Source organism: Pseudomonas mucidolens (genome assembly GCF_900106045.1).
GTDB lineage: Bacteria > Pseudomonadota > Gammaproteobacteria > Pseudomonadales > Pseudomonadaceae > Aquipseudomonas > Aquipseudomonas mucidolens.
The window spans coordinates 5,352,322-5,363,564 of sequence record NZ_LT629802.1; the positions used below are offsets into that span (position 1 = coordinate 5,352,322).

Sequence of the window (11,243 nt, forward strand, 5' to 3'; positions counted from 1 at the left end):
TGTGGGCGGAGGCTTGCTGTCAGCGTTGCACAATCCGCAGATTGCTCTGCTCTTTAGGCAAGACACGTTTGGCAATCACGTAGTTCTTGCTCCAGAACGGCTTTTTCAGCGTGTCGATGCTGACCGTTTTGCCACGGCGCGGCGCGTGGATGAAACGGTCGTTGCCCAGATAAATGGCAACATGGTTGACCCTGCGGCTTTTGAGCTTGAAGAACAGCAGGTCACCGGGTTTCAGGTCCTTGCGATTGACTTTCTGCCCGTGGCCGCTGGCCATAGCCTTGGAGGTGCGTGGCAAATCCACCGAGGCGATGTCGTTAAACGCATATTTCACCAGGCCGCTGCAGTCGAACCCTTTACTTGGGCTGCTGCCGCCCCAACGATAAGGAGTACCGAGCACGTTGACGGCACGGCTCAAGACTTTGCTGCTCTGCTGGTTGGTGTTCGCGAAAAGGCCGGGGACCGCTTTGCCATGGGCCTTGTTCAGTTGGGCCGGGCGCTTGACGGTGAGCTTGACGGCTTTGGCTGGGCGGGTGGTGACGTGAAGTTTAGGGGTAAAACCGTTAACGTTCGGAAGTCGTTGCTCGCGATTGGTGGCGTGGGCAGCCAGTGGCACTAATAGGCAAATGGTTAGCCATGTCTTTAAAAATGGTCGCATCAGGCAGGCTCGTATTGGTTTGCGCGCAACTTTATAACAGCTTTCTGTGTCTTTCTCAGGCCGTTTGTCGACTGAACCTGGGGGTCAATTTCATGAAATCCGCGACTCACTGTCGTAATTGTCCTACACGACTCAGGTGGCGTAAGGCTTTGAGGAAAGTGACGGTAGGATTTGCCGTACGTCGGGTGCTTTAAAAAAAGTCACAAATAAACCAGAAATATTTATCTATCGAGGCAAAAGAGGTCATTTATGAACACCTATCGACAGGATGTTTCGCAGCAGGACACCCATAGCAAGGTGATCGGTTACCTGCTGTGGATTTTTGGCTTCACGGGGGCTCATCGCTTTTATTACGGTAAGCCGGTGACCGGCACGATCTGGTTTTTCACTTTCGGCCTGCTGGGCATCGGTTGGCTGATCGACCTGTTTCTGATTCCGGCCATGGACCGGGAAGCGGATTTGCGTTTTACCGCGGGGCCCATTGAATACAACGTGGCGTGGATTCTGTTGACGTTCCTTGGGGTGTTTGGTTTGCACCGGATGTATCAGGGCAAATGGCTCACCGGCATTTTGTATCTGCTGACCGGCGGTTTGTTTCTGGTGGGGGTGCTGTATGACTTCTGGACGTTGAACACGCAGATTTCCATCCGCAATGCTGAACGGATTGGTGGGCGATAAGTGGGTCAAAAGCCACCCTAGCCCTCTCCCGGAGGGCATAGGTGTCTACACAACTTTCAGAAGCTGACGAATGTCCCTGTGGCGAGCGGGCTTGTCCCGCGTAGGGTTGCGAAGCAGCCCCAAAACCAGCCGCTATGAAGTATCTGATACACCGCATTCGGCTTACTGGGTCTGCTTCGCAGCCCTGCGCGGGACAAGCCCGCTCGCCACAACAGCCCTATCTGCCTGGATTTAAGCGTTGAGGCAAAGTTGTGTAGATGCCTATGCCCTCTGGGAGAGGGTTAGGGTGAGGGGGTTGTAAGGGTGAGGCCACCGCGAACAACCCGGCCCGCCCACATCAGGCGGGCAAGCGATCAGGCCTGGAAGCTGATCCGCCCATCCACCAGGGTGTAGCGCACCGTCGCCGGCAAGCTGTGACCCATGAACGGGCAGTTTTCGCCTTTGGACAACCAGCCTTCCCCAGCTACCACGGAACTGGCCGGATCGAACAGCACCAGATCCGCTGCCGAACCCACCGCCAGTTTGCCGGCCGGCAGGCGCAAGGCCTGGGCCGGGCCTGAACTCAGGCGTGCCAGCAGCGTTGGCAGGTCCAGCAATCCGTCCTCGACCAGTGTCATCGCCAACGGCAACAACAACTCGACGCTGCTGATGCCAGGCTCAGTGGCACCAAACGGTGCCAGCTTGGCGTCGCGCTCATGAGGTTGGTGATGGCTGGAAATCGCCGACACCACGCCGGATTTCAGCGCAGCCCGCAAACCCTCGCGGTCGGCGCGGGTGCGCAAGGGCGGTTGCACGTGATACAGGCTGGAGAAGTCGATCAGGGCTTCGTCCGTCAGGATCAGTTGATACAACGCCACGTCCGCCGTCACCGGCAAGCCACGCGCCTGGGCCTGCGCTATCAGGGCCACGCCCCGGGCGCTGGTCAACTGGCTGAAGTGCGCGCGCACGCCGCTTTGTTCCACCAACAGCAGATCACGGGCCAAGGCCACGGTTTCAGCGGTCTCCGGGATGCCCGGCAGACCCAGGAAGGCGGCGGTGGCGCCGTCGTGGGCCAGGCCGCCTTCGGCCAGGTCGCGGTCCTGGGAGTGAAAAATCACCGTCAGGTCGAACGTTGCCGCGTATTCCAGGGCGCGGCACAGGGTGCGCGTGCTGCGGAAACTCTCCAGGCCGTTGCCGAAGGCCACGCAACCGGCGTCGCGCAGGGCAATCAGCTCGGCCAGTTGCTCGCCGTCCAGGCCTTTGCTCAGGGCGCCGATCGGGAACACCTTGCAGTTACCGGCTTCGCGGGCGCGGTCGAGGATCAGCTCGGTCACGGCCGAGGTGTCCAGCACCGGCCTGGTCTGTGGTGGGCAACACAGGCTGGTGACGCCACCCGCCGCCGCGGCGCGGGTTTCACTGGCGATGCTGCCTTTACGGCTGTAACCCGGCTCGCGCAGGGCGACGTTCAGGTCCACCAGTCCTGGCGCGGCGACCAGGCCTTTGGCGTCGATGGTTTCGGTCGCGCTGAAGCCGCTGGGGGCGCCGCCGATGGCAATGATCTTGCCGGCTTCCAGGTGCAGATCGCTGATTTGATCCAGGCCGCTGGCCGGATCGATGACTCGGGCGCCGAGAATGCTGAGCTTCACTGGGCGTTCTCCTGCTCGAATTGACGTTGGGCGGTTTGCCCGCTCATGGCCATGGACAACACCGCCATGCGTACCGCAATGCCGTAGGTGACCTGATTGAGAATCACCGAGTGCGGTCCGTCGGCCACCGCCGACTCAATCTCCACGCCGCGGTTGATCGGACCCGGGTGCATCACAATGGCGTCCGGCCTGGCACCGGCCAGGCGTGCGGTGGTCAGGCCGAACAGGCGGTAGAACTCGCCTTCGCTGGGCAACAGGCCGCCGGACATGCGCTCGCGCTGCAGGCGCAGCATGATCACCACGTCGACGTCCTTCAGGCCTTCAGCCATGTCGGTGTAGACCTTCACGCCATATTGCTCGATGCCGATCGGCAGCAATGTCTTCGGCGCGATTACCCGGATGTCCGGGCAGCCAAGGGTTTTCAGGGCCAGCATGTTCGAGCGCGCGACCCGCGAGTGCAGGATGTCGCCGACGATCGCCACCGAGAGGTTTTCAAACCCGCCCTTGTGCCGACGGATGGTCAGCATGTCGAGCATGCCCTGGGTCGGATGGGCGTGACGGCCGTCGCCGCCATTGATGATCGCCACCTGCGGGCATACGTGCTCGGCGATGAAATGCGCGGCGCCGGAATCACCGTGGCGCACCACGAACATGTCGGCCGCCATGGCCTCCAGGTTGCGCAGGGTGTCGAGCAGGGTTTCACCCTTGCTCGCCGATGAGGTGGAGACGTTCAGCGTGATCACATCCGCCGACAGGCGTTGGGCCGCCAGTTCGAAGGTGGTGCGGGTGCGCGTGGAGTTCTCGAAGAACACATTGCAGATGGTCTTGCCACGCAGCAGCGGGACTTTTTTCACCGCCCGGCCGCCGACTTCAAGGAACGAGTCAGCGGTGTCGAGGATTTCAGTGAGCAGTTCGCGGGGCAAACCGTCGAGAGACAGGAAGTGTTGCAACTGGCCCTGAGCATTGAGCTGCAGCGGGCGCTTGGCATCTAGAGGCGTCATCGCGGGGACTCTTTACAAGGCGGTTTAAAGGACGAGGTCTTGCAGTTCGAGTTCGAGCGGCGTGGGACCGGACAATTTTACCCGCTGGTTGGCCTCCAGCGACAGTGTCGCGCCCACCACATCTGGGCTGATTGGCAACTCGCCGGCGTCCAGGTCCAGCAGGCACACGAGGGTGATGCTGGCCGGACGGCCGTAGTCGAACAACTCGTTCATCGCGGCACGGATAGTGCGGCCGCTCATCAATACGTCGTCGATCAGCACCAGGTGCTGGCCTTCGATCTCGAAGGGCAGGGCCGAGGGGCGCACTTGTGGGTGCAGACCGTTCTGGCTGAAATCGTCGCGGTAGAAAGACACGTCCAGGGTGCCCAGGGGCGAATCGCTGCGCAGTTCTTCGAGTAACGCCTGGGCCACCCAGACGCCGCCGGTGCGAATGCCGATAAAGCGCGGCTCGCTGATGGCGCGATGGTGCAGATGGGCGGTAAGGCGCGTCGCCATCTGACTGATCAGGTCGGCGGGATTCGGCAGGCTCATGGTGGCTCCTTCAAGGCCTTGGCCAGCGTGGGCTGACAAAGTCCGGGCTCAAACGTAAGAAGACGCGGCAAGCCGCGTCAGTCAGGATTCAAATAAAGCGGTGTTTTCGTCCAGCCAACCTTGCAACAGCAAGGCCGCGGCAATCGCATCCACCGGGTTGTCGCGGTAGCTGCCTTTCTGTCCGCCACGGGTCAGGCGTTCGCCCTTGGCCTCGAACGTGGTCAGGCGTTCATCGTGGGTATAGAAGGGCAGGTTGTAACGACCGTTGAGGCGGCGGGCAAACTTTTCGGCGCGCAGGCACATCTCGCTGGGGCTGCCGTCCATGTTCAATGGCAGGCCGACGACCACGGCGTCGGGTTGCCATTCCTTGATCAGCGCTTCGACCTGATTCCAGTCCGGCACACCGTTCTGCGCTTTCAAGGTACACAGCTCGCGGGCCTGGCCGGTAATCACCTGGCCCACGGCGACGCCGATCTGTTTGGTGCCGTAGTCAAAGCCGAGGATCAGACGCAAGGCCATCAGGCGTGCCCCGCTTGGCTGGTCAGCAGGCTGAGGTTGACGCCCAGCCGCGCCGCTGCCGCATTCAGGCGTAATTCACTGGGGGTGTTGAACAGAATGTCGGCATCAAACGGACAGGTCAGCCAGGCGTTATCGGCCAACTCTGCTTCCAGTTGACCGGCTTCCCACCCGGCATAACCCAGGGTAATCAGGCTTTGCGCCGGCCCGCCGCCGTCGGCAATCGCAAACAGCACGTCCTGGGAGGTCGACAGGGACAGCCCGTCCAGATCCACCGTCGCCTGGAACGTGGGCCCGCTCGGATGCAGCACAAAACCGCGGTCAGTCTGCACCGGCCCGCCGAAATAGATCGGCACGGCCTGGCAACTGGCGGGCGAATCAACGTCCGGGCGCAATTGCTCGAGGATATCGGCCAGGTTCAGGTCTTGCGGGCGGTTGACCACCAAGCCCATGGCGCCATTGGCCGTGTGCTCGACGATATAGGTCAAGGTCTGTGCAAAGTTCGGGTCGGCCATATGGGGCATGGCGATCAGGAATTGGTGCTTGAGGTAGGTCGGGCTGACGTTTTTCATGTTCGCTAGTGTGGCGTTGGAGGGACGAACTGACAAGCTGGGGATGTGTTGCGGGCGTGATCAGTTGCTGGATAGCCGGTCGCCCTTGGCAAAGCGCCAGGTGCGGATGATTTCCAGCCGGTCGATGTCGGCCAGGTCGCCGGTAAACGGCGCGAAGGGCGCCGCCAGGCGCACAATGCGTTGGGCTGCCTGGTCCAGCAACGGCTGGCCGGAGGACTCCAGCACCAGGACCTCGTACAAACTGCCGTCGCGGTTGATCGAGACCAGCAGTCGCAGGTTGCCGTAGATCTGCTGGCGTCGGGCTTCGTCCGGGTAGTTCAGGTTACCGATGCGCTCAACCTTCTTGCGCCATTGGTCCTTGTACCAGGCGCCCTTGTCGCGCATGGTCGAGGCGGCATTCAGCCGGTAGATGCGCGGGCGTTTGGCGTACAACTGCTGTTCGTTGGCCAGTTCGGCTTCCAGGCTGGAGATTTCGCTGGAAAGCTGCGAGCTGTCGAACGTCGGGGCAGGTGTCTTGGGGGCCGGCTCGGTCTTGACTTTTTCCCGTTGGGTCACGGTTTTTTGCGGTTTTGGCGCGGTGGTCGCGACCGCGGCCTTGGGCGCAGCCTGCTTGACCTCGGGCTTGGGCACCGGAGGCGGCGTGACCTTATTGATCTTGTTGTCGTGGAACGGCGCCACTTCAGTGGTCTTGGGCACGGCTTTCTTGTCCAGCGTGCCGCTGCCTTGTTGATTGTCCTGGGCGAGAAAGTCGGCTTTCTCGGGCGCCTTCTCGCTCTTGAAGGTGGCGAGCGTGATCTCCAGGGTCTGGCTGATCTGCTTGGGCTCGACGAACGTGAAGCCCAGGCCGAGGATCAGCGCCAAATGGATCAGTGCCGCGAGAAACAGCGTAAATCCGAGCCGATCAGCCGGGCGTACGCCGCTGTGGGTGAATTCGGGGGGCGGATTGGACGGGAGCGTCATAGCAGGAAAACCAACATCGTGCGTTTCACAGGTGGGGCATGATAGCGCAATGTTGGTTTACATCCGGCTGTTCTATGTCACTTGGCTTGTAGCTTGGAGGCAATCGCGGTCATCAGCATGTCGCCGATATTCGTGCCGAACGCATTATCGATTTCACGAATGCAGGTCGGGCTGGTGACGTTGATTTCCGTCAGGTGCTCGCCAATCACGTCCAGGCCCACGAACAGCAAGCCCTTTTCCTTCAGCGTCGGGCCGACCTGGGCGGCGATCCAGCGGTCCTTGTCGCTTAACGGCCGGGCTTCGCCACGCCCACCGGCCGCCAGGTTGCCACGGGTTTCACCGGCCGCTGGAATGCGCGCCAGGCAGTAATCCACGGGTTCGCCGTCGATCATCAGGATGCGCTTGTCGCCGTCCTTGATCGCCGGCAGGTACGCCTGGCCCATGATCTGCTGGGTGCCCAGCGCGGTCAGGGTCTCGAGGATCACCGACAGGTTCGGATCGCCTGCGCGATGGCGAAAGATCGAGGTGCCGCCCATGCCGTCCAGCGGTTTGAGGATCACGTCACCGTGCTTCGCGGCGAATTCGCGCAACACGTCGGCGCGACGGCTGACCACGGTGGGCGGCGTGCATTGCGGGAACAGCGTGGCGAACAGCTTTTCATTGCAGTCACGCAGGCTTTGCGGTTTGTTGACGATCAGCACGCCGGCGCGCTCGGCCTGCTCCAACAGATAGGTGGAGTAGACGAACTCCATGTCGAACGGCGGATCCTTGCGCATCAGGATCACGTCCAGATCGCTCAGCGGGCTGTCGACTTCGTCCTGCAGTTCGAACCACTTGTCAGGGTTGGCGAACACCTGCAAGGGACGCATCCGCGCCCGCGCTTCACCGTCACCCTGGTAAAGATCGCGCTGCTCCATATAGAACAGGCTCCAGCCGCGGGCCTGGGCGGCCAGCAGCATGGCCAGCGAGCTGTCCTTTTTATAGGAAATGCTGGCGATAGGGTCCATGACAATGCCGACGCGAACGCTCATGGGGGATTTCCTCTAGCAAATAAGGGCGCATGAAAAGTGGCGCCAGAGTGGCGCGCAGGCCGTTGCGGGTCAAGGAAAAACCACCTTGCCGGTTGGCTGATAGATTGCCTTCCCAGTCTGTGCTAAAAAGGCTGCCAAGGCGTACTGGCCCTTGCACGGCAAGGGTTTGGCGCGCGTCCTTGGCAACATCAGGCAGTACACACCGAAAACCGATTCGCTGTGGCGATGGTAGAGCAGATATGGAACAGCATTCCAACGCCTTGAAAGTGATGGTGATCGACGATTCGAAAACGATTCGCCGCACCGCCGAGACACTGTTGAAGAACGTAGGGTGCGAAGTCATTACGGCCATCGACGGTTTCGATGCCCTGGCCAAGATCGTTGATCATCACCCGCACATTATTTTTGTCGACATCATGATGCCGCGCCTGGATGGCTATCAGACCTGCGCCCTGGTCAAGAACAACCCGGCGTTCAAAGCGATCCCGGTGATCATGCTGTCTTCCCGGGACGGTCTGTTCGACAAGGCCAAGGGGCGGATCGTCGGCTCTGATCAGTTTTTGACCAAACCGTTCAGCAAGGAAGAACTGCTGAGTGCGATCAAGGCCTATGCGCCGGGTTTCGCGCCGGTAGAACAAGCACACTGACCCAGCCCCAAAGGGCTTGCGTCCACCAATGTAGTGGGGAAAACCATGGCACGTGTCCTGATCGTCGACGATTCGCCGACTGAAATGTACAAACTCACCGAAATGCTTGAAAAACACGGGCACCAGGTGCTCAAGGCGGTCAATGGCGGTGATGGCGTTGCGCTGGCCCGTCAGGAAAAGCCTGACGCGGTGCTGATGGATATCGTCATGCCGGGCCTCAATGGTTTCCAGGCCACGCGTCAATTGACCAAGGATCCCGAGACCGGCCATATCCCGGTGATCATCATCACCACCAAGGATCAGGACACCGATAAGGTCTGGGGCACGCGCCAGGGGGCCAAGGATTACCTGACCAAGCCGGTGGATGAAGAGACGTTGATCAAGACCTTGAACGCGGTGCTGGCAGGCTGACGGCTCGCTCCCATGACCGAGTCGCAAACCGCCTTCGAGCTGCTGCTGGACATCGACCGCCGCTGCCGTCTGCTGGCCGCGGATCTGCCGTCCCAGGAAACCCGCTCGCACAGTTGGAGCGGGATCGGCTTTCGGCTGGCCGAGCATTGGTATGTCGCGCCCATGGGCGAGGTTGCTGAAGTGATGCACGAGCCACGTTGTACCCTGATGCCCGGGGTCAAACCGTGGGTCAGAGGCGTGGCTAACCTGCGTGGGCGGTTATTGCCGGTGATCGATTTGTGCGGATTTTTCGGCCACACCCTGTCAGTGGTGCGCAAACAGCGGCGAGTGCTGGTGATTGAGCACGAAGACATGTTTGTCGGGTTGCTGGTGGACGAAGTCGTCGGCCTGCAACATTTTGCCCAGGATCTGTTGGAACGCATCCCGCCAGAAGCGTCGACGACGAGCGGTGCGGCATTTATTCAAGGCCAATTCAGCGGCGACCCGCTGTGGCAGGTCTTCAGCCCCTTTGCCCTGGCCCGGGCTCCGGACTTTCTGGATGTTGCAGCATGACCAGCGTCAGCCCCGTCAAACCGCAGGAAGCCTCCCGTAGCCGTTCGCAGATCATCGTGCTGTTTATCGCGCTGATCATCTTCATCATGTTGCTGTTCGCCAACTTCGCGTACCTCAACACGCAATCCGGCTACGACAAACAGTACATCGGTCATGCGGGCGAGTTGCGGGTGCTGTCCCAGCGCATTGCCAAGAACGCCACGGAATCGGCTACCGGCAAGGCTGCGGCCTTCAAGCTGCTGAGCGAGGCGCGCAATGATTTTGCCCTGCGCTGGGGTTACCTGAAGCAGGGCGACCCGGCCACCGGCCTGCCCGCCGCGCCGAGCGCCGTGCACAGCGAAATGCGCGCCGTGCAGCATGACTGGGAAGCGTTGCTGAAAAACACCGACGTGATCCTGGCCAGCGAACAGACGGTGCTGTCCCTGCATCAAGTGGCGGCGACCCTGGCCGAAACCGTTCCGCAATTGCAGCTGGAATCGGAAAAAGTCGTGGAAATCCTCTTGCAGCGCGGTGCGCCTGCCAGCCAAGTGGCCGTGGCCCAGCGCCAATCGCTGCTGGCCGAACGCATCCTGGGGGCGGTCAACACGGTGTTGGCGGGTGACGAAACGGCAGTAAAGGCCGCCGACGCCTTTGGACGCGATGCCAACCGCTTTGGCCTGGTCCTTGGCGGCATGCTCCAGGGCAACGCCGCGTTGAAGATCACCGAGGTGCAAGACCCCGACGCGCGTGCGCGGCTGGCGGAAATAGCCGAGCTGTTCGAGTTCGTCTCCGGCTCCGTGGACGAAATCCTCGAAACTTCGCCGCAGTTGTTTCAGGTGCGCGCTTCAGCAAGCAACATTTTCAGCCTGTCGCAAACCCTGCTCGATGAAGCCTCGCACCTGGCCACGGGGTTTGAAAACCTTGCGGACGGGCGCACGCTCGACACGATTGGCGGCTATGTCCTGGGCTTGCTGGCGCTGGCCTCAATCATCCTGATCGGCCTGGTGATGGTGCGCGAGACCAATCGCCAGTTGCGCGAAACCGCCGAGAAAAACGAACGCAACCAGAACGCGATCATGCGCCTGCTGGACGAAATCGAAGACCTGGCCGACGGCGACCTCACGGTGACCGCCTCGGTGACCGAGGACTTCACCGGCACCATCGCCGATTCGATCAATTATTCCGTGGATCAACTGCGGGATCTGGTGGCGACCATCAACCTCACGGCCGGCCAGGTGGCCGGCGCCGTGCAGGACACCCAAGCCACCGCCATGCACCTGGCCCAGGCGTCCGAACACCAGGCGCAGCAGATTGCCGAAGCGTCGACGGCGATCAACCAGATGGCCCTGTCCATCGATCAGGTCTCGGCCAACGCGGCTGAATCCTCGGCAGTGGCCGAACGCTCGGTGGAAATCGCCAACAAGGGCAATGAGGTGGTGCATAACACCATCCATGGCATGGACAACATTCGCGAACAGATCCAGGACACCGCCAAGCGCATCAAGCGCCTGGGTGAGTCATCCCAGGAAATCGGCGACATCGTCAGCCTGATCGACGATATCGCCGAACAGACCAACATCCTCGCCCTCAACGCGGCCATCCAGGCCAGTATGGCGGGCGATGCCGGGCGTGGGTTCGCGGTGGTGGCCGATGAAGTACAGCGGTTGGCCGAGCGCTCGTCTGCGGCCACCCGGCAGATCGAAACGCTGGTGCGGGCGATCCAGGCCGACACCAACGAAGCGGTGATCTCCATGGAGCAGACCACCACCGAGGTGGTGCGCGGCGCGCGACTGGCCCAGGACGCCGGAGTGGCGCTGGAAGAGATCGAAGGCGTGTCCAAGACCCTGGCGGCGTTGATCCAGAGCATCTCCAACGCGGCACAACAGCAGACGTCGTCGGCGGGGCAGATCTCCCTGACCATGAACGTGATCCAGCAGATCACCAGCCAGACCTCGTCAGGCTCCACCGCCACCGCCGAAAGCATTGGCAACCTGACGAAAATGGCCAACCAGTTGCGGCGCTCGGTATCGGGCTTTACCTTGCCGCCCGCACGCAAGACCGATGAATAAAATGCACCCTCAACAT

13 protein-coding genes are annotated in these 11,243 nt (G+C 61.3%); 5 read left to right on the forward strand and 8 right to left on the reverse strand.

Annotated elements, in window-relative coordinates; genetic code table 11:
* Positions 1-19 precede the first annotated feature (19 nt).
* Positions 20-655, reverse strand: coding sequence for a C40 family peptidase (locus tag BLU75_RS24645; RefSeq protein ID WP_084378566.1), 636 nt, complete (start codon positions 653-655; stop codon positions 20-22).
* 249 nt (positions 656-904) lie between these two features.
* Here BLU75_RS24645 and BLU75_RS24650 point away from each other — a divergent pair, with 249 nt between their 5' ends.
* Positions 905-1,333, forward strand: a complete 429-nt coding sequence (locus BLU75_RS24650; RefSeq protein WP_084378565.1) for an NINE protein — start codon at positions 905-907, stop codon at positions 1,331-1,333.
* A 353-nt stretch (positions 1,334-1,686) separates the two neighbouring features.
* Here the strand turns inward: BLU75_RS24650 and BLU75_RS24655 are convergent, their stop codons facing one another.
* The 7 genes from BLU75_RS24655 to gshB form a co-directional block, all read right to left on the reverse strand.
* Positions 1,687-2,958 carry a dihydroorotase gene (locus tag BLU75_RS24655; protein WP_084378564.1) on the reverse strand — a complete coding sequence of 424 codons (1,272 nt, stop codon included), beginning with the start codon at positions 2,956-2,958 and terminating at the stop codon, positions 1,687-1,689.
* Positions 2,955-3,959: an aspartate carbamoyltransferase catalytic subunit gene (locus tag BLU75_RS24660; protein ID WP_084378563.1), complete on the reverse strand. Its 1,005-nt coding sequence runs from the start codon at positions 3,957-3,959 to the stop codon at positions 2,955-2,957. The genes BLU75_RS24655 and BLU75_RS24660 overlap by 4 nt, the downstream gene beginning before the upstream one ends.
* 24 nt (positions 3,960-3,983) lie before the next feature.
* Positions 3,984-4,490 carry a bifunctional pyr operon transcriptional regulator/uracil phosphoribosyltransferase PyrR gene (gene pyrR / locus BLU75_RS24665; protein WP_084378562.1) on the reverse strand — a complete coding sequence of 169 codons (507 nt, stop codon included), beginning with the start codon at positions 4,488-4,490 and terminating at the stop codon, positions 3,984-3,986.
* Between the two features lie 81 nt (positions 4,491-4,571).
* Positions 4,572-5,009 carry a Holliday junction resolvase RuvX gene (ruvX, locus tag BLU75_RS24670; protein WP_084378561.1) on the reverse strand — a complete coding sequence of 146 codons (438 nt, stop codon included), beginning with the start codon at positions 5,007-5,009 and terminating at the stop codon, positions 4,572-4,574.
* Positions 5,009-5,578: a YqgE/AlgH family protein gene (locus BLU75_RS24675; protein ID WP_084378560.1), complete on the reverse strand. Its 570-nt coding sequence runs from the start codon at positions 5,576-5,578 to the stop codon at positions 5,009-5,011. Before BLU75_RS24675 ends, ruvX begins: the two co-directional genes overlap by 1 nt.
* A 60-nt stretch (positions 5,579-5,638) precedes the next feature.
* On the reverse strand, positions 5,639-6,538 hold the full coding sequence (locus BLU75_RS24680; protein ID WP_084378559.1) for an energy transducer TonB: 900 nt from the start codon (positions 6,536-6,538) through the stop codon (positions 5,639-5,641).
* Positions 6,539-6,615: 77 nt separating this feature from the next.
* On the reverse strand, positions 6,616-7,569 hold the full coding sequence (gene gshB / locus BLU75_RS24685) for a glutathione synthase (RefSeq protein WP_084378558.1): 954 nt from the start codon (positions 7,567-7,569) through the stop codon (positions 6,616-6,618).
* 239 nt (positions 7,570-7,808) lie between these two features.
* Here gshB and pilG point away from each other — a divergent pair, with 239 nt between their 5' ends.
* The 4 genes from pilG to BLU75_RS24705 are packed head-to-tail and all read left to right on the forward strand — an operon-like array spanning position 7,809 to position 11,227.
* Positions 7,809-8,216 carry a twitching motility response regulator PilG gene (gene pilG / locus BLU75_RS24690; protein WP_084378557.1) on the forward strand — a complete coding sequence of 136 codons (408 nt, stop codon included), beginning with the start codon at positions 7,809-7,811 and terminating at the stop codon, positions 8,214-8,216.
* Positions 8,217-8,261: 45 nt separating this feature from the next.
* Positions 8,262-8,627, forward strand: a complete 366-nt coding sequence (gene pilH / locus BLU75_RS24695; RefSeq protein ID WP_084378556.1) for a twitching motility response regulator PilH — start codon at positions 8,262-8,264, stop codon at positions 8,625-8,627.
* A gap of 12 nt (positions 8,628-8,639) precedes the next feature.
* The gene (locus tag BLU75_RS24700; RefSeq protein ID WP_084378555.1) at positions 8,640-9,179 is read left to right on the forward strand and encodes a chemotaxis protein CheW; all 540 of its coding nucleotides are present in this window, start codon (positions 8,640-8,642) and stop codon (positions 9,177-9,179) included.
* The gene (locus BLU75_RS24705; RefSeq protein ID WP_084378554.1) at positions 9,176-11,227 is read left to right on the forward strand and encodes a methyl-accepting chemotaxis protein; all 2,052 of its coding nucleotides are present in this window, start codon (positions 9,176-9,178) and stop codon (positions 11,225-11,227) included. The genes BLU75_RS24700 and BLU75_RS24705 overlap by 4 nt, the downstream gene beginning before the upstream one ends.
* The last annotated feature ends 16 nt before the right edge of the window (positions 11,228-11,243 follow it).